The organism is Dyella sp. 2RAB6, assembly GCF_052115385.1.
Lineage (GTDB): Bacteria > Pseudomonadota > Gammaproteobacteria > Xanthomonadales > Rhodanobacteraceae > Dyella_D.
On sequence record NZ_JBFRGP010000001.1, the window covers coordinates 226066 to 244336 of the forward strand.

The following is an 18271-nucleotide window of genomic DNA, read 5'->3' on the forward strand; positions in this document are numbered from 1 at the left end:
GGAAAGATGCCGATTGTGAGCCTTTGCGGCCCGCCGGAAAACCCGAGCCCCCATCAAAAAGCCCGCGTAGGTTGGGGTGAGCCGCAGGCGAACCCCAACATCGCAACGCCCGAACGCACCGCATCGTTGGGGTTCGCCTGCGGCTCACCCCAACCTACGCAGGCCGGCAAGCGTCAATGCAAGCCGAAATCCACCCGCGTCGTCTTGCCCTTGTCGTCGATCCCTTCCGGCGTCAGCTTGGGATCCTTCACCCCGTAGCGGTTGTCCGGCAGCTTGCCCTTCAACCAATCCCGTACCGCGTTCGCCCGCCGCCCGGCCAGGTCACGCATCGCCGCATCGTCCGTCTTGACGTTGGTCTCCAGCAGCGCGCGCATCTCATCCGGCTCCAGCGACTTCTTCAGACCCAGCGCGTTGCGCGGCTTGTCGATGTCCTCGGCGTGCTTGTAGGCACGCGCCAGATAGCGCTCTTCCTGATCCGGCGTGATCGCCACCGCGGCCAGCGCGGCGGGCGAGGTGTCGGCGTTCTTGCCGCCGTCGTCCAGCACCTTCTCCTTGCGGATCATGTCTTCGACGGTGACCTTGCGCAGCCCGTTCTGGTCCTGCGCGGGGTCGGCGCGGCCGACCACGTCCAGGGTCAGCGAGGTCTTCTGGTTGAGCATCGCGACGACCTTGCCCAGGCGCTCCTGCGCGGCGCCGTTGAGCACGGCCGAGCCGGGGTCGAATTCCACATAGCCGAGGTCTTCGTGGTTGCCGCCGCCGAAGGCCGAACCGAGCAGGCGGAACGGCGAGGTGACGGCCTTGACGATCAGGTTGCCGATGGCGCGCCAGATCAGGCCGCCCATGCTGAATTGCGGATCGTCCAGTGAACCGGAGACCGGCACGTTGACATCGATATTGCCCTGCGTGTCCTTCAGCAGCGCCACCGCCAGCTTCACCGGCAGGTGCGAAATGCCGGGGCTCTCGATGCGGTCGCCGAAGGTCAGCTGGGTGATGTAGATGTGGTTGTCGGCCTTGAGCTTGCGCTGGTCGAGGTTGTACTTCACGTCGACGCTGAGCTTGCCCGCAGTGATCGGATAGCCGGTGTACTTGCTGGAGTACGCGCTCAGCCGCGTCAGCTCCACTTCGTTGGCCTTGCCCTGGATATCGAGAAAGGCCACCGGCGCCAGCGGATTGATGCTGCCGCTGATGTCCACCGGCGAGCTGTCGTCCAATTGCGCCTGCACGGCCACGTCGGCCGGCGGACCGCCGGCGGTGCCGAAGGCGCCGATCTTGCCGGTGACCTTGGTCAGGTTGGCGGTGTAGTTGGGCTTGATGAAGTTGTCGGTGTAGTTGAGCTGGCCGTTGAGCAAGGTGATCTGGCCGAGCTGAATATCCGCTGCCGGTGCGATGGATTCGGTGGGCTTCTCCGCTTCCACCGTCTTGGCCACCTTGGGCGCCGCGGGAGCATTGGGTTCGGTGCGCGTCACCGATACCGGCGCTTCCTGCTCCGGCTTGGCCACCACGTCGGCAAGATTCAGGCGGCCGTTGGCGTTGACGATCACGCGCGCATAGAACGCGCTCAGCACCAGGCTGCCCACGTGCATGCGCGGCGTGCCGCTGCCGGCGGCGACGTCGAGATTGCCGGCATTGAGCGCGCTCCAGCGCATGAAGTCGTCGCCGGTGACCTTGTCCTGCACGCGCACGCGTTCCAGCGCGGCATTGCCCTTGAAGCCGAACTTCGGTTCGGCGCCGCGGCCGTCGTAGTGCAGCTTGCCCTTGCCGCTCAGGCGCGCGCTGGAGATGGTCACGTTGAGCGGCACGCTGATGTAAGGCGCGAAGGTGGCGATGTCCAGGCCGCGCGTGGTCACGTCCAGGTCGGCCAGGGCAGGGACGGGCTGCACCTTGCCGGCCAATGCGAACGTGCCCTTGCCGATCGCGCCGTCGAGCTTCATGGCGCGCTGCTGATTGAACTTGTCGCTGAGTTCGTCGATGCCACCCTTGAGCGACTGGATATCCAGCACGGCCGGCTTGCCATTGCCCACCGCGCGGTCGGTGAAGCGCACCGCACCGTTCTCCAGGCCGAGGTGGCCGATGCTCCATTGCCACGCCGGATCGGCATCGGCCGGCTTGCTCTTGGTGCGCGGCGCGGTTTTCGGCGGCGCGAACAGTTCGGACAGCGAGAGGTTGCCGTTGGCGGCGCGCTGCACGTCCAGGCTCAAGCCGGTACCGACCAGGCTCTTGAGGCGCGCCTGGCGCGAGGCCAGGTCCAGCTGGTCGATGTCCGCCTGCAGCTTGCTCCACGCCACCGGCGCGGCCTGGCCCTTGCCGCCCGCGTCCAGCGCGAAGTCGGTGACCGTCACCTGCGCCGGTGCCAGATGCGCGTTGGTGGTCTTGCCCCAGTCGAGCTGCAACTGGCCGTTGGCATCGAGCTTGCCCTTCGCTGCGCGCGCGGCGATGGCGGAACCCGCCATCGCCTGCAGCGGCACCATGTCCACCTGCTTCAGCGCCAGCGCCGCATTGAGCTTTGCCGCGGCCAGATCGAGCGTGCCCTTGGCGCCGACGTCGCCGCCGAACAACTGGCCAGCCAGGTCGAGTTTTGCCGGCGGCGCGGCAAGCATGCTCAGGCCGAGCAGGCTGCCGTGCAGGTTGGCGAGATCGAGTTTGTTCTGCGTCGCGTCGGTGTAGTGGATGGTGCTGCCGGTAAGCGCGATCGAGGCGATGCGCAGGTCGGTGGGCGTGGCCTTCCTGGTGGGATCCGCCGGTGCCGAGGGCGCCGTCAGCGTGTCGTAGTTGCTGTGCCCGCCTTCGCCTGCCGTGTAGTAGACCTGGGCCTGCTCCAGCTTCAGCGCGCCGAGCTGATAGCGCGACACCAGCGGCTGCACGTCCGCCAATTCCGCCGTGCCATGGCCGAGCCGCGCGATCGGTTCGCCCTTGCTGCTGTCCAGCGCGAAGTCGTCCAGCTGCAAGTTGCCGCTCAGGCGCACCTGCGGCGTCTCCGGCGTCTGCACGAAGTTCAGTTCCAGCTTGCCGCTGAGCTGACCCTTCGGAATCGCCACCGGCAGCGGCTTCGGCACGTAGCCCAGGTAGCGCGGCAGGTCGAGGTGGTCGAGCTGGAAGTCGATGGCGGATTCGCGATTGCTGGCGAAGGGCTTGGTCTGGCCTTCGATGCGCAGCGGGCTGCCGTCCACCTTCATCGCCAGCAGCGGCTTCACGAAGACGTCGGTGCTGCTGGGCAGGTTGGCGAGGAAGGGAATGCCCAGTTCCAGTTGCTCGACGTGGTGGCTGGCCTTGGCTGCCTGGTCGTCGAACAGGATATCGCCGCCGTGCACGCTGATATTGGACAGCGCGAAGCGCGCCGGCTTGGCATCCGGCGCGGCCGGCTGCGAGGCATAGCGGTCGATGATGTCCGAGAAATTGAAGCGCTGGTCGGCAGTGCGCGCCATACGGATGCGCGGCCGCTGCAGCGACAGCTCGTCGAGCACCGGCGCCAGGCGGAACAGCGACGACCACGAGGTGTTGGCGACGATCTGGTCGACGTCGACGAAGCTGGTCTTGCCGTCGCGTTCGCCGATATGAAGCTGGTCCAGCTGCAGCCGCAAGGTATAGGGATTGAGGTGCACCTTGCCCAGCGTCACCGGGCGGTCCAGCGCGGCGCTGGCGCGCTTCTCGAGCTGGCCGCGGATGATCGACGGCGCGGCAAGGAAGCCGAACAGGCCGAACAGCACCAGCACGATGGCGGCGATCAGCGCCGTCTTGCGCGTGCGTCGCGAGCGGTACACGGTGAGCGCGCGTGCGCGCGCCGCCGTCAGCCGGGAACTGCCGGAAGAAACCTGATCTGCCATGCGGGCGATGCTCCGTCAGTGATGCGACCCGACGGCGTGCGGCCCTACCCCAGCCGCGCACTTCCAAACCCAGTCCCATGTGCGCCGGTCGCGGCGGGGAGTTTACCCGGGCGTGAGACGTTTCGGTGGGCTCCCGCGCACGCCCGGCGCGGGAGCCTTCAGGCTTCGGCTCAGAGCCAGGAGCACACGACCTTGCCGCAATGGCCGGCGTCCATCAGGTCGAAGCCCTTCTGGAAGTCGTCGATATGGATCTGGTGGGTCAGCACCTTCTGCAGCGGGAAGCCGGTGAGCACCATCTGGGTCATCTTGTACCAGGTCTCGTACATGCGGCGGCCGTAGATGCCCTGCAGGGTGAGGCCCTTGAAGATCACCTTGTCCCAGTCGATGCCGGCGCCGCGGGGCATGATGCCGAGCATGGCGATCTTGCCGCCGTGGTACATGCAGTCGAGCATGTCGTTGAAGGCGCGCGGGTTGCCGCTCATCTCCAGGCCCACGTCGAAGCCTTCGATGTGCAGGTCCTTCACCACGTCGCGCAGGGACTGGTTGGCGACGTTGACCACGCGGGTGGCGCCCATGTCGGCGGCCAGCTTCAGGCGGTAGTCGTTGACGTCGGTCACCACCACGTTGCGCGCGCCCACGTGCTTGGCGATGCCGGCGGCGATGATGCCGATCGGGCCGGCGCCGGTGATCAGCACGTCCTCGCCGATCAGGTCGAACTCCAGCGCGCAGTGCGCGGCGTTGCCGTAGGGGTCGAAGAAGGCGGCCAGCTCGGAGGGGATCTGGTCCGGGATCGGCCACAGGTTGGAGGCCGGCATGGTCATGTATTCGGCGAACGCGCCGTTGCGGTTCACGCCGATGCCCACCGTGTTCGGGCACAGGTGCTGGCGGCCGGCGCGGCAGTTGCGGCAGTGGCCGCACACGATATGGCCTTCGGCGGAGACGCGGTCGCCGATCTTGTAGCCGGTGACGCCCGGGCCGATCTCGACGACGCGGCCGACGAACTCGTGGCCGATGGTCAGGCCCGGCTTGATGGTGCGCTGGCTCCACTCGTCCCACTTGTAGATGTGCAGGTCGGTGCCGCAGATCGCGGTCTTCTCCATCTTGATCAGCACCTCGTTGGGGCCGACCTCCGGCACGGGCACTTCTTCCATCCAGATGCCCTGCTCGGGCAAGCGCTTGACCAGGGCTTTCATCATCTGCGGCATGGGGAATCCATCGGCTGGCCCGCAAGGCGGGCGGGGAAAGCGGCGATTATAAAGTGCGGGCATGGCGGGGCGTCTTCGTGCAGTGCAGCGTTGCCCGGCTGGCGGCTTCGGACTATGGTCGCAAGTTTGTGCGAATACCCACGGGGGACGACGGATGCGTAAGAAGACGATGGGCCTGGCCGCAGCCATGGCGATGGGCCTGGCGCCGGGTGCGCAGGCCGACGAGGGCATGTGGATGCCGTCGCAGCTGCCCGCGATCGGCAAGCAGCTGCGTGCCGCGGGCTACCTGGGCAACCCCGCCGACCTGGCGGACCTGACCAGGCCGCCGCTCAGCGCGGTGGTCAAGGTGGGCGGCGCCACCGGCGCCTTCGTCAGCGCCGACGGCCTGGTGCTGACCAACCACCACGTGGCGTTCGGCGTCATCCAATACAACAGCAACCCGCAGCGCGACCTGATCCAGCATGGCTTCGTCGCCGGCGACCGCACGCAGGAGCTGCCGGCCAATCCGGACTTCCGCCTGCGCGTGACCACCGGCTTCGACAAGGTCACCGACCGGGTGCTGGCCCAGGCCCGGGGCAAGACCGGCCGCGCCTACTACGACGCGGTGGACGCCGCCGGCAAGGCGCTGGTGGCCGAGTGCGAGCGCGAGGCGGGCTACCGCTGCAGCGTGGTCAACATGTTCTACGGGCGCGACTTCTATCTGGTGAAGCAGCTGGAGCTGCGCGACGTGCGCCTGGTCTATGCGCCGCCGCGCGCGATCGGCAACTACGGCGACGAAGTGGACAACTTCGTGTGGCCGCGCCACAGCGGCGACTTCACCGTGCTGCGCGCCTACGTCGGCCCGGACGGCAAGCCGGCCGCTTATGCCAAGGAAAACCAGCCCTACCACCCGCCGGCGCATCTGCAGGTCGCCAGCGAAGGCGTGAACGAGGGCGACTTCGTGATGCTCGCCGGCTATCCCGGCACCACCTATCGCCACCGCACCGCGGCGGAGTTCGCCGACCAGGTGCAGTGGCGGTTGCCAAAGTCGGTAGAGGTGATGAAGCAGGTGCAGGGCGTGATCGAGGACGCGGGGCGCGCCGACAAGCAGGCGGCGATCCGCTATGCCTCGCAGCTGCAGTCGCTGAAGAACGGCATCAAGCGTTTCAGCGGCGAGCTGGATGGGCTCAAGCGCAGCGATGCCGTCGAGATCCGCCGCAAGGACGAGGACGCGATGCTGGCGTGGCTGGAGAAGCAGCCGCAGGCCAGGACGCTGCGTCCGGATATCGATGCGGTGGCCAAGCTGATCGCCAACGGCAATGCCAACCGCGAGCGCGACCTGCTGTTCGCCATCCTGCAATCGCAGACCCAGCTGATGCGCTCGGCGCTCACCTTGCAACGCCTGGCGCACGAGCGCACCAAGCCCGATGCCGAACGCGAAACCGGCTACCAGCAGCGCGACGAGGACCTGACCGCGGGCATGCTCAAGCAGGTGCAGCGCCGCTACGACGCCGCGGTGGAGAAGCACGTGCTCAGCGCGCTGCTGCTGCGCTACCAGCAGTTGCCGGACCCGCAGCGCGTGCCGGAATTCGACGCCGCCTTCGGCCGCACCCCGGCCGAACTCGCCACCACGCTGGACCACGTCTACGGCGCGACCCGGCTCGGCGACGAAGCGCAGCGCCTGCATTGGCTGAAGGCCCAGCCCGACGAAGTGGCGAAAGCGGACGACGCCCTGCTGAAGCTCGCCGCCACGCTGCAGCCGGCGCTGCTGCGCATCGAGGACCAGCGCAAGGAGCGTGACGGCGAACTGCTGCGCCTGCGCCCGGCCTACATGCAGGCGCTGATCGCCTATCGCGAGCAGCAGGGCCGGGCGGTCTACCCGGATGCCAACTCCACTTTGCGCGTCAGCTACGGCAAGGTCACCCCGCTGAAAGCGCGCGACGCGGTGAGCTATTCGCCGCTGACCAGCACCGCCGGCATCGTCGAGAAGAACACCGGCGTGGAGCCGTTCGACGCGCCCAAGCCGTTGCTGGACGCGATCGCCAAGGGCGACTACGCGGCTTACCTGGACAAGCGTTCCGGCGTGATGCCGGTGGACTTCCTCAGCAACCTCGACACCACCGGCGGCAATTCCGGCTCGCCGGTGCTCAATGCGCACGGCCAGCTGGTGGGGCTGAACTTCGACAGCAACTGGGAGGCGGTGAGCGCGAGCTGGATGTTCGACCCGCGCTACAAGCGGGCGATCCACGTGGACATGCGCTACATGCGCTGGCTGATGGACAAGGTGTATCCGGCGCCGTGGCTGCTGAAGGAGCTGGGCGTCCCGGCGCGCTGATGCCGCGTCGGCGGCGAACGTAGGTTGGGGTGAGCCCGGCGAACCCCAACGGACGTTTCAGGTCGCCGTACCAAACGGTAAGGCCGGGTACCGTGGCCGCGTCGGGGTTCGCTGCGCTCACCCCAACCTGCGCGGCGGATCAGCGCAGCGCCGAATAGATCAGCGCGAACACCAGGCTGGCCGCGACGCAGACCACGAACCAGAAGCCGCGGTTGTCCTTGTGCCACACCGGTGGCGCGCCATTTTCGCCCACGCGTTCGGGCTTGGCGGCGGCAGCGGGTGCCGAGGCGCGGTTGCCGGGTTCGGCCACCATGTACTTGCGTTTGTTCATCCCGTACTTCCCCCCGTTCAACGTATCTCGATCGTTCGCTATGGCTGACCACGGTTGCGATCGTGCAAGACACCGTGATTCTCGTCCAAAATGTGAAGCAAGGCACGTGCCCATGCCGTCCAAATGGCGTTGCGTTGCCGTTGGACGTGATATCGAGCGCGTCGCCGCCTGACCCTGCACGTCACCTTGAGCCCTCCGGAAGCCTGCATGCCTGCCGACTCGCGTCACCCCGCCATCTTCCTGATGGGCCCGACGGCTTCGGGCAAGACGGCGCTGGCCTGCTCGCTGAGCGAGCGTTTTCCGGTGGAGCTGGTGAGCGTCGATTCCGCACTGGTGTATCGCGGCCTGGACATCGGTGCGGCCAAGCCCGATGCGGCAACCCTCGCGCGCTATCCGCATGCGCTGATCGATATCCGCGATCCGGCCCAGCCCTATTCGGCGGCGGATTTCCGCACCGACGCCTTGACGGCGATCAAAGACATCACGGCGCGCGGCAAGGTTCCGCTGCTGGTCGGCGGCACCGGCCTGTACTTCCGCGCGCTGCAACAAGGGTTGTCACATTTGCCGGAGGCGGACGCCGCGATCCGCGCACGCCTCAGTGCGCAGGCCGAGCTGATCGGCTGGCCGGCGTTGCACGAGCGCCTGCGCGAAGCGGATGCCGCCGCCGCCGCGCGGATCGGGCCGAACGATGCACAGCGCATCCAGCGCGCGCTGGAAGTGATCGAACTCACCGGCCGGCCGCTATCCGAGCAGCAGCGCGGTGGCAACGGCGAACGCTTTCCCTGGCGCGTGCTCAAGCTGGCGCTGCTGCCGCTGGAGCGGGCGTCGCTGCACGCGCGCATCGCCGAGCGCTTCGACGCCATGCTGCGCGACGGTTTCCTCGACGAAATGCGCGGCCTGCGCGCGCGCGGCGACCTGTATCCGGACCTGCCCTCGATGCGCGCGGTCGGCTACCGGCAGGCCTGGGAGCATCTGGACGGTGCCACCGACGCCGCCCAGTTCCGCGACCGCGGCATCTTTGCCACCCGGCAGCTGGCCAAGCGCCAGATCACCTGGCTGCGCGGCGAGCTGGATGCGCGGGCGTTCGACCCCGACCGGCCAGGGCTGGAGGCCCGGGCGGTGGAGGCGCTGGAACTGTTCCTGGGGGTGGCGGGCTAGGCTTTTCGCGACCGGGTTCGCGCTTCGCCGGCGGGGCGCGCGAAAGCCGCTCGTTGACCCGCCGCGCTCTTTCATCAGCGATTTAAAAGTGGTTAATATTCCGAAGCCTTGGGCCGGGGCGCGCGAGCGTCTTTTATCCGGCCCGTCCGATGCGAGGGGAGAACAACAATGTCCAAAGGGCAGTCTTTGCAAGATCCATTTTTGAACGCATTGCGCCGCGAGCGCGTCCCGGTTGCCATCTACCTGGTCAACGGCATCAAGCTGCAGGGCACGATCGAGTCCTTCGACCAGTTCGTGGTGCTGCTGCGCAACCAGGTCAGCCAGATGGTCTACAAGCACGCCATTTCCACCGTGGTGCCCAGCCGCAACGTGCGGATGGGGACCAGCCACGAGGGCCACGTCGAGGCTACGGCGGCGCCCGAAACGGAAGGTTGAAACGGGCCTGGAATGACCCATGTGTAAGAGGCGGCGGGGCCTAGGCGCCCGCCGCCTGGTCGTTTCCGACCCCGCGGCCGCCGACGCCGCTACACTTTGCTTTCGCCTCATCGCGGCCATCCGGCCCGATGCCCGGCCCATTCCGCACAGGTCATTCCGCATCCGTGTTCGATAGACAAAAGAAAGGCGAGCGCGCCGTCCTGGTGCTCCCGCATTCCCGTGGCGAGGGCGACACCGTGCGCCGCGCCGAAGAATTCACCGAGCTGGTGAAATCCGCCGGCGCCGAGGTGCTGGGCAGCATTGCGGCCCGCGTCGAGGATCCGAACCCGCGCTACTACATCGGTTCCGGCAAGGCCGACGAGGTCGCCGAGATGGTGCAGGCGCTCGAGGCCGACGTGGTGCTGGTGGACCACACCTTGAGCCCGGTGCAGGAGCGCAACCTCGAGAAGCACCTGAAGACCCGCGTGGTCGACCGCGCCGGCCTGATCCTGGACATCTTCGCCCAGCGCGCCCGCTCGCACGAAGGCAAGCTGGAAGTGGAGCTGGCCCAGCTCAAGCACGTGGCCACCCGGCTGGTGCGCGGCTGGACCCACCTGGACGCCCAGCGCGGTGGTGCCATCGGCAACCGCGGCCCGGGCGAAACCCAGCTGGAAACCGACCGCCGCCTGCTCGCCGAGCGCGTGAAGATGCTCAGCAAGCGCCTGGAAAAGGTGCAGGTGCAGCGCACCCAGCAGCGCCGCGCGCGCCTGCGCAACACGGTGCCGCGGGTGGCCCTGGTGGGCTATACCAATGCCGGCAAGTCGACGCTGTTCAATGCGCTGACTTCCGGCGAGGTGTTTGCCGCCGACCTGCTGTTCGCCACGCTCGATCCGACCGTGCGCAAGCTGGACGACCTCAGCTGCGGTCCCGCCGTGCTGGCCGATACCGTCGGCTTTATCCGCGATCTTCCGCACGACCTGGTGGCCGCCTTCCGCGCCACCCTGGCCGAGGCGCGCGACGCCGACCTGCTGCTGCACGTAAGCGACGCCGCCGACGAGGAGCGCGAATACCTGCACAAGGTGGTCGACGGCGTGCTGGAGGAAATCGACGCCGGTGAGGTGCCGCAGCTGCGCGTGATGAACAAGATCGACCTGGCCGGCACCGAGCCGCGCATCGGCCGCGACGACGAAGGCCGCCCGGTCAGCGTGTGGCTGTCCGCCGCCACGGGGCAGGGCCTGGACCTGCTGCGCCAGGCGCTGGGCGAACTGCTCGGCGGCGAGCGCGTGCAGTCCGAACTGCGCCTGCCACTCACCGCCGGCCGCCTGCACGCACGGCTGAAGGCCGCCGGCGCCATCGCCAGTGAGGACGTGGACGAGGACGGCTGGCGCCTGCGCATCGATGCCCCGCGCAGCGTGATCGCCCCGCTCAGCGGCGGCAGCCCGGCGGAAGCGGAGCTGCTGCGCGGCGTGCTCGGCGAACCGCACGAGGCCTGACCGCGACCTTGCCTAACCCGCAGGGGAGAAGGACTCGCATCCAGCGCCTCTGCTAGAATGCCCGCTGTTTGTGCCGCTTCCGTGCCGGGCAGGACCTTGCCCGGACGCGACTCGCCACCATGATGCTTTCTGACCAAGGTGCTTCCGGCTTTACTGCCGGCCTCCCAGCGGCCTCAAGGAGACTGACAATGGCCTGGAACGAACCCGGCAACGGGCAACGTGATCCCTGGGGCAAGCCTCGCCAGAACCCCGGCAAGTCCGGTCTGGACGATGCCCTGAAACAATTGAAGAACCGGCTGTCCCGCCTCGGCGGCGGCCCCGGCGGCCTGCTCGCCGTGGTGCTGGTGCTGCTGCTGGCCTCGCTGCTGTTCAGCAGCGCCACGGTGGTCGATGCCCGCCAGGCTGCCGTCGTGCTGCGCTTCGGCCAGTACGCCCGCACGCTGGGCCCGGGTTTCCACTTCAAGCTGCCGCGTCCGCTGGAGACCGTCACCAAGGTCAGCACGACCGAGGTGCGCTCGGTCTCCGACAAGGTGCGCATGCTGACCAGCGACGAGAACATCATCGCGGTCGACTTCAACGTGCAGTACCAGGTGTCGGACGCGCGCAAATACCTGTTCTCGGTCAGCGGCCAGCCGGAAGACACGCTGCGCCAGGCGGCCGAGGCCGCGGTGCGTTCCGTGGTCGGCGCCAACGTGATGGACAACATCCTCACCAGCTCCGCCCCCGAGCAGGCCGTCGCGCCCGCCGCGCCTTCGACCAGCGCCGCGCCGGTCGCCGCCGCCGAAGTCGCGGTCAAACAGGCCGCCGCCGCCGCGCAGGCGCGCGACACGCTGCAGCAGCAGACCCGCGAGATCCTGCAGGCCACGCTGGACAGCTACGACGCCGGCCTGGCCGTCACCGACGTCAGCTTCCAGAACGTCTCGCCGCCGCAGGAAGTGAAGGAAGCCTTCGACGACGTCAACGCCGCACGCGAAGACAAGCAGGGCACCGAGAACAAGGCCCGCGCCTACGCCAGCCAGAAGATCCCCGAGGCCCGCGGCGAAGCCGCGCGCATCCTCGCTGCGGCCCAGGCCTACAGCGTCGAGCGCGTCGCCCGCGCCAACGGCGACGCCGCGCGCTTCGATCTCATCCTCAAGGAATACCGCGCCGCGCCCGAAGTGACGCGCCGCCGCCTGTGGCTGGAAACCATGGAAGACGTCATGTCCAACACGTCCAAGGTGCTGGACGGCACCAATGGCCGCAACATGATCTATCTGCCGCTGGACCGCGCCGCCGCGCGCGACCTGCCGGGCGTGGGCACCGTCGCGCCCGCCGCCGGCGACGACGCGGGCAAGGAGAAGCAGTGATGAAATTCCTCTCCGGCATCCTGGTGGTGCTTGCCGTCCTGCTCGGTTTCAACAGCGCCTACGTGGTGCATGAAGGGCAGAGTGCCCTGGTGCTGCAGTTCGGCCGCATCGTGCGCACCGGCGACACGCCCGGCCTGCACTTCAAGCTGCCGCTGATCCAGCAGGCCATCCTGTTCGACAACCGCATCCTCACCCTGGAGGCGCAGCCGGAGCGCTACTTCACCTCCGAGAAGAAGAGCGTCAACGTCGACTTCTACGTGAAGTGGCGCATCGCCGACAACGCCGTCTACTACCGCGCCACCGCCGGCGCCGAGCTGCAGGCCGCCAATCGCCTGTCGCCGATCGTGAAGGACGCGCTGCGCTTCGAGTTCAATGCGCGCACCCTGCAGGAGCTGATCGCCGGTGGCCGCAAGGACATCACCGAGCGCGTGCGCAAGCAGACCGACAACGCGGCCCGCAAGAGCCTGGGCATCGCCGTGGTCGACGTGCGCATCAAGCGCATCGACCTGCCGGACGAAGTCAGCGAATCGGTCTACAAGCGCATGCGCGCCGAGCGTTCGCAGCTGGCCAACGAACTGCGCTACACCGGCAAGCAGGCCTCCGACACCATCCAGGCCGACGCCGACCGCCAGGGCCGCGTGATCCAGGCCGACGCCGAGCGCGACGCTGCCAAGGTCCGCGGCGAAGGCGACGCGCAGGCCGCGGCGATCTATGCGCAGTCCTACGGGCAGGATCCGGAATTCTTCGCTTTCTATAGAAGCCTCGGCGCGTACCGCAAGTCGTTCGACGACGGCAAGGGCGTGCTGGTGCTGAAGCCGGATTCGGAATTCCTGAAATATTTCAACGACGGCGCGAGCAAGCGCTGAGGCGAGCGGGCATGTCGCATGACCTGGCCGCTGCGCTGTGCCTCGTGCTGGTGATCGAGGGGCTGGTGCTGTTCGCCTCCCCGCGCGGCTGGCAGAGCCTGGTGCGCGAGGCGCTGAAGATGGAGCCGCGCAGCCTGCGCATCTGCGGCGCGGTGGTCATGGCGGCCGGGCTGCTGTTCCTGCAGCTGGTGCATTGACGCGCGGTTGCCTGCAACGTTTTCGATTCAACATCCTCCGGCCCCCCGATGGGGCCACGACCTACGAGCGAGAAAGATCATGGGCAAGTCAGTCGTAATCCTCGGCGCGCAATGGGGCGACGAAGGCAAGGGCAAGATCGTCGACCTGCTGACCGAGCGGGTGCAGGCGGTTGCACGCTTCCAGGGCGGCCACAATGCCGGCCACACGCTGGTCATCGGCGGCAAGAAGACCGTGCTGCACCTGATTCCGTCCGGCATCCTGCGCGACGACGCGCTCTGCCTGATCGGCAATGGCGTGGTGCTGTCGCCGCAGGCGCTGAAGACCGAGATCGAAGAGCTGGAAGCGCAGGGCGTGGAAGTGCGTTCGCGCCTGAAGATCAGCCCGGCCACCCCGCTGATCATGCCGTACCACATCGCCGTGGATAAGGCGCGCGAAGCCGCCGCCGGCAAGAGCGCGATCGGCACCACCGGCCGCGGCATCGGTCCGGCCTACGAGGACAAGGTCGCCCGCCGCTCGATCCGCGTGGCCGACCTGATGTATCCGCACGAACTGCCGGAAAAGGTGAAGGTGGCGGTCGAGTACCACAACTTCATCCTGACCCAGTGGCTGAAGGCCGAGGCGGTCGACTACCAGCAGGTGCTGGACGATGCGCTGGCCTATGGCGAGTTCATCCGCCCGATGGTCGATGACGTCGCCACCATCCTGCACGACGTGCGCAAGGAAGGCGGTCACATCCTGTATGAAGGCGCCCAGGGCGCACTGCTGGATATCGACCACGGCACCTATCCGTACGTGACCTCGTCCAACACCACCGTCGGCGGCGCGCTCGCCGGCACCGGCGTGGGCGCGGGCGACATCGACTACGTGCTGGGCATCTGCAAGGCCTACGCCACCCGCGTCGGCGGCGGTCCGTTCCCGACCGAACTGCACGACGAGATGGGCGAGCGCCTGCGCAAGGTCGGCAACGAGTTCGGCGCCAGCACCGGCCGCCCGCGCCGCTGCGGCTGGATCGACCTGGTGGCGCTCAAGCGCGCCGTGCAGATCAACGGCATCAACGGCCTGGCCATCACCAAGCTCGACGTGCTCGATGGCCTGCCCAGCATCAAGGTCTGCATCGCCTACGAATACCGCGGCAAGCGCCGCGAACTGGCCCCGCTGGATGCGGACGGCTGGGCGGAGTGCAAGCCGGTGTACCTGGAATTCCCGGGTTGGGACGAGTCCACCGCCGGTATCCGCGACTGGAACAAGCTGCCGGCCGCGGCGCGCGCCTACCTGCGTGCGGTGGAAGAGCTGTCGGGCTGCCGCCTGGCGATCGTGGCGACCGGTGCGGATCGTGACGACACGATCGTGCTGGACGATCCGTTCGCCTGATCGGGCGTGATGGTTTGACGGTGAAAAAGCCCCGCCATGCGGGGCTTTTTCATGGCGGGGCTCTTCATTGGATGGGTTCGCCGTGGACGAGCGCCGCGGCCAGGCAAACGCCAGTCGCATCGTCCTGCCTTCATCCCGGCTTTCCATCATCAGAACATCATTATCAGAACATCATTATCAGAACATCATTATCAGAACATCATTATCAGAACATCGCTTCCACGCCATGCTGACCGCGCAGGTCGGACCATGAACTCTCCGCAGCAGGAGCGCATGCCATGGCTAATGCAGACAACAAGCAGCCCCGCCGCCACGTCGCCGTCGACAGCAGCAGTCACCAAGCGGCGCAGAAAGCGCAGCGCGAGCGCGATCCGGAGCAGGGCGCGCCGAATGGATCACCCGATGACGAGTCGGTGAGCGTGCCCGCCAGGCAATTGCCGCGCGAAGACGAGGACGAAGACGAGTCGGGATCGAATGGCGACGACGGCGAGCATGCCGCAGCGAGTTCGATGCCGGAGCGGGCGATCGCACCGGAAGGCGGCGTAGGCCATCGCAGCGGCACGGGGCAGGCGAAGACGCATCGTTCGTTCGACCAGAGCGAAGGCAGGCAGATGCTCGGGCAGGTGGTCGATCCGGAGAGCGAGCTGCCGGAGCCGCGCGTGGGCGACAGCTATCAGTCCGGCATACGCGTCAGGTCATGGCGTGGCAAATGACCGGGCGAGCGTGCGCACATGCTCGTCTGGCGAGTGTTCTGCGCAACGCGTGATAAGGCGCCGTGAAGAGCGGTGCGATCCAGCACGTGAATCGCATGTGCGCCTCTGCACAAACACAGTCATTGCAAGCCCCGATCCGCCGTTTCTTGGTCGCTTTGTGCGCTGGATAAAAGTCGAGGCAAGGAACGCAACCTAAGGTTGCGCGCAGCCATGGTCGGCTCCAGGCGGCCGGAGATGGTCAGCGGGCCGGAGTGCTTCAGTGCTCTTGGCTCGCGTCTGGTTTCTCCCCCTCCGTCACGCGGGCATCGTTACCCGAGCGATGCCACCCACGCGTGACGGATCTATTCCGACAGAAGCAGGGCCGTTTCGGCGACCCTGCTTTTTTTTCGTCTGGCGTTCGCTCAGGCCGCGAACACATGCATCGCCGCGTACTGCAGCAGCATGATGGTCTTGCCGTCGACGATTTCGCCGCGGCGAAGCATCGCCATCGCTTCGTCGAACGGCAGCTCCAGCACTTCGATGTCCTCGCCTTCGCCGGCGAGGCCGCCGCCGTCGCTCACCTTCTGCGCGGCGTCGTATTCGGCGACGAAGAAGTGCAGCTTCTCGGTGACCGAACCCGGACTCATGAAGGCTTCGAACACCTTGCGCACTGCGCCGATGCGATAGCCGGTTTCTTCCTCGGCCTCGGCGCGGATGCGCTGCTCGGGCGTGGCCTGGTCGAGCAGGCCGGCCGGTGCTTCGATCAGCATGCCGTCGTGGCCGTTGACGAAACAGGGGAAGCGGAACTGGCGCACCAGCACCACGCGCCGCGCCTCGCGCTGGTACAGCAGCAGGGCGGCGCCATTGCCGCGGTCGTAGGTCTCGCGCTGCTGGCGCTGCCAGCTGCCGTCGGCGCGGCGGAAGTCGTAGATGGTTTTCTTAAGCAGGTACCAGTCATGCGACAGCACCTGGCTGTCGATCACGCGGACGCGTTCGGCGGTGGTGGACATAGGGGAATCCGGCTGGACAGGGGACGCTGCTTACCGTATCGTGCAATTTCGTGCAAAGTCAATTAATTTCGTGCAAATACCATGCTGACCAGCCAGCGCAAGCAAGCCATCCTCGCCGCCCTGAAACGGGACGGGCAGGTCGTTGCCAAGACCATGAGCGAGGCTTTCGGCGTGTCGGAAGACACCGTGCGCCGCGATCTGCGCGAGCTGGCGGCCGAGGGCCTGCTGCAACGCGTGCATGGCGGCGCCTTGCCGGCTTCGCCGGCGATGGCGGACTTCGCACAGCGGCAGTACATCGGCCCGGAAGCGAAGTCCGCCATTGCGCAGCGCGCGGCGCAGATGGTGCTGCCGGGGCAGGTGGTCTTCATCGATGGCGGTACGACCTGCGTGCAGCTCGCCCGCAGCCTGCCGTCGACGCTGCGCGCCACGGTGGTGACGCATAGCCCGAGCATCGCGGTGGAGCTGGTGGAGCATCCGGGCATCGAGGTAGTGCTGATCGGCGGACGCTTGTTCAAGCACTCGGTGGTGGCGGTCGGCGCCGCTGCGATGGAGGCGATCGCAAGGGTGCGGGTGGACCTCTACTTCATGGGCGTCACCGGCGTGCATCCCACGGCAGGCCTGAGCACCGGCGATTTCGAGGAGGCCAGCGTGAAGCGTGCGCTGATCGAACGCGCGGCGGAAGTGGTGGTGCTGGCTTCGGCGGAGAAGCTGCACGCCGCGTCGCCGTATGCGATCGCACCGGTGCAGGCGGCGCAGACGCTGGTGGTGGAGGGCGATACGCCGGAGGCGGTGGTCGCGCCGTTCGTGGCGCTCGGCTTGGCGGTGGTGCGGGCGGGGGACGAGTAAGAACTCCGCGCGATTACAGCAGCGCGATTACAGCATGGCCAGCATCGGGCGAAGTGCGGCCACGGTGGTGGGCAGCCCCTGTTGCAGCAGGGTGGCCAGCACTTCCTCGACCGTCCTCGGTGGCTGCTTCAAGGCTTCGCGTTGAGCTTTCACCGCGGCACAGACGCTGGTCCGCTGCAGGTCGAACAAGTGATGGATGAATTCGTCGGGGTGCTGCGCTTCGATGTGGTATGGCTTGAGCGCGTCTTGCGGGAAGTCCTTGAGATTGAAGGTGACGATCACCCCGGCATGGCACTTGATCGCCGCCGCCAGCACATGGCGGTCGTCGGGGTCCTTGAGCGCCAGCCCTTGCTCAAGTGGCTCGTAGCCGGTGACGAGGCAATCAGGCACTGCCGCATTCATCAGCGTGCGCGTGCGCTCCAGCGCTTCCGGCTTCAGGTCCGGGCGCCTGGCCAGGACCGAGCGCATCCATTCGTGGTGAATGCGATCGGTCCAATGGGCCCGGAACAGGCCGGTAAGCGCAAGCCGCATGAGCAGGTCGCGCAAAGGCGCCGGATACAGCACGCAGGCGTCGTAGACCACCGGGAAGGGCACGATCAGTACCCAAGGCCCAGCTCTTGCGCCTGGGCGGCCAGCTCGTCCAGGGCGCTTCTGCTCTGCGCATCGCGCTGCTGGTGGTAGGCCAGCAGGTCGCTGGCGTAGATCCGCCGGTGCGTGCCGGTCTTGTGGAAATCGATGGCCCCGGCTTCCAGCAGGGAGACCAGGTGCGGCCGCGATACGTTGAGGAAGTCGGCGGCCTGCTGGGTGGTCAGCTCGGCCTTCACCGGGATGATGTTGACGGCCTTGCCTTCGGCCATGTTGGCGAGGATTTCCACCAGCATGCGCAGGGCGCTGACCGGCACGTCGATGGTTCCGTCGCCATCGATGACCATGATGCGTCCGCTGCCGCCTTCGCCGAGGTAGGCGGCCAGCAGGCGGCCGCTGGAACGGGCGGCTTCGGCTTCTTCGGGAGTGGGCGGCAGCGATGGAATGCCTTGGCGCAGCGCGGTCATGGGAGCCCTCCAGTGGTCGATCCTGACGACATTCATGGCAGATCCTGCTCCGTATTCGAAATAAATGCAATATCAGAAATAAACGAAAATTCGTCGTGCCAGACGTATAACCGTCGCCCCTACCCTTGCCGGCAAGCGCATGACTGCGCGGCGG

The 18271-nt window shown here is 67.3% G+C and carries 17 protein-coding genes; 11 read left to right on the forward strand and 6 right to left on the reverse strand.

The genetic code is table 11. The features are described from left to right. Positions 1–173 precede the first annotated feature (173 nt). Positions 174–3821: a DUF748 domain-containing protein gene (locus tag AB4083_RS01145; RefSeq protein ID WP_441605916.1), complete on the reverse strand. Its 3648-nt coding sequence runs from the start codon at positions 3819–3821 to the stop codon at positions 174–176. Positions 3822–3991: 170 nt separating this feature from the next. Continuing rightward, positions 3992–5026: an L-threonine 3-dehydrogenase gene (gene tdh, locus AB4083_RS01150; RefSeq protein ID WP_441605917.1), complete on the reverse strand. Its 1035-nt coding sequence runs from the start codon at positions 5024–5026 to the stop codon at positions 3992–3994. A gap of 154 nt (positions 5027–5180) precedes the next feature. Between tdh and AB4083_RS01155 the strand changes: the two genes are divergently transcribed. Then, positions 5181–7340: a S46 family peptidase gene (locus tag AB4083_RS01155; RefSeq protein ID WP_441605918.1), complete on the forward strand. Its 2160-nt coding sequence runs from the start codon at positions 5181–5183 to the stop codon at positions 7338–7340. Between the two features lie 139 nt (positions 7341–7479). Here the strand turns inward: AB4083_RS01155 and AB4083_RS01160 are convergent, their stop codons facing one another. Continuing rightward, positions 7480–7671: a hypothetical protein gene (locus AB4083_RS01160; RefSeq protein WP_441605919.1), complete on the reverse strand. Its 192-nt coding sequence runs from the start codon at positions 7669–7671 to the stop codon at positions 7480–7482. Positions 7672–7878: 207 nt separating this feature from the next. Here AB4083_RS01160 and miaA point away from each other — a divergent pair, with 207 nt between their 5' ends. The 9 genes from miaA (at position 7879) to AB4083_RS01205 (ending at position 15230) form a co-directional block, all read left to right on the forward strand. Further along, positions 7879–8829: a tRNA (adenosine(37)-N6)-dimethylallyltransferase MiaA gene (gene miaA / locus AB4083_RS01165; protein ID WP_441605920.1), complete on the forward strand. Its 951-nt coding sequence runs from the start codon at positions 7879–7881 to the stop codon at positions 8827–8829. 168 nt (positions 8830–8997) lie between these two features. Continuing rightward, a complete protein-coding gene (gene hfq, locus AB4083_RS01170) occupies positions 8998–9264 on the forward strand; it encodes an RNA chaperone Hfq (protein WP_441605921.1) in 267 nt (88 codons plus the stop codon). Between the two features lie 164 nt (positions 9265–9428). Then, on the forward strand, positions 9429–10736 hold the full coding sequence (gene hflX / locus AB4083_RS01175; protein ID WP_441605922.1) for a ribosome rescue GTPase HflX: 1308 nt from the start codon (positions 9429–9431) through the stop codon (positions 10734–10736). 188 nt (positions 10737–10924) lie between these two features. Then, positions 10925–12082 carry an FtsH protease activity modulator HflK gene (hflK, locus tag AB4083_RS01180; protein ID WP_441605923.1) on the forward strand — a complete coding sequence of 386 codons (1158 nt, stop codon included), beginning with the start codon at positions 10925–10927 and terminating at the stop codon, positions 12080–12082. Continuing rightward, the gene (gene hflC / locus AB4083_RS01185; RefSeq protein ID WP_441605924.1) at positions 12082–12948 is read left to right on the forward strand and encodes a protease modulator HflC; all 867 of its coding nucleotides are present in this window, start codon (positions 12082–12084) and stop codon (positions 12946–12948) included. The genes hflK and hflC overlap by 1 nt, the downstream gene beginning before the upstream one ends. A gap of 11 nt (positions 12949–12959) precedes the next feature. Further along, positions 12960–13145 carry a DUF2065 domain-containing protein gene (locus AB4083_RS01190; RefSeq protein WP_441605925.1) on the forward strand — a complete coding sequence of 62 codons (186 nt, stop codon included), beginning with the start codon at positions 12960–12962 and terminating at the stop codon, positions 13143–13145. Between the two features lie 79 nt (positions 13146–13224). Beyond that, positions 13225–14517 (forward strand): adenylosuccinate synthase, encoded by a 1293-nt coding sequence (locus AB4083_RS01195; protein ID WP_441605926.1) that lies wholly within the window; start codon positions 13225–13227, stop codon positions 14515–14517. A gap of 82 nt (positions 14518–14599) precedes the next feature. Next, positions 14600–14770 (forward strand): hypothetical protein, encoded by a 171-nt coding sequence (locus AB4083_RS01200; protein ID WP_441605927.1) that lies wholly within the window; start codon positions 14600–14602, stop codon positions 14768–14770. A 25-nt stretch (positions 14771–14795) separates the two neighbouring features. Beyond that, positions 14796–15230, forward strand: coding sequence for a hypothetical protein (locus tag AB4083_RS01205; RefSeq protein ID WP_441605928.1), 435 nt, complete (start codon positions 14796–14798; stop codon positions 15228–15230). Between the two features lie 401 nt (positions 15231–15631). Here AB4083_RS01205 and AB4083_RS01210 read toward each other — a convergent pair whose 3' ends face one another. Further along, positions 15632–16219, reverse strand: a complete 588-nt coding sequence (locus AB4083_RS01210) for an NUDIX domain-containing protein (RefSeq protein WP_441605929.1) — start codon at positions 16217–16219, stop codon at positions 15632–15634. An 81-nt stretch (positions 16220–16300) separates the two neighbouring features. On the opposite strand from AB4083_RS01210, the gene AB4083_RS01215 reads away from it, so the two are divergent. Continuing rightward, on the forward strand, positions 16301–17065 hold the full coding sequence (locus AB4083_RS01215; RefSeq protein ID WP_441605930.1) for a DeoR/GlpR family DNA-binding transcription regulator: 765 nt from the start codon (positions 16301–16303) through the stop codon (positions 17063–17065). A gap of 27 nt (positions 17066–17092) precedes the next feature. Here the strand turns inward: AB4083_RS01215 and AB4083_RS01220 are convergent, their stop codons facing one another. Then, positions 17093–17659 carry a PIN domain-containing protein gene (locus AB4083_RS01220; RefSeq protein WP_441605931.1) on the reverse strand — a complete coding sequence of 189 codons (567 nt, stop codon included), beginning with the start codon at positions 17657–17659 and terminating at the stop codon, positions 17093–17095. A 2-nt stretch (positions 17660–17661) separates the two neighbouring features. Beyond that, positions 17662–18117 (reverse strand): helix-turn-helix domain-containing protein, encoded by a 456-nt coding sequence (locus AB4083_RS01225; protein ID WP_441605932.1) that lies wholly within the window; start codon positions 18115–18117, stop codon positions 17662–17664. Positions 18118–18271 lie beyond the last annotated feature (154 nt).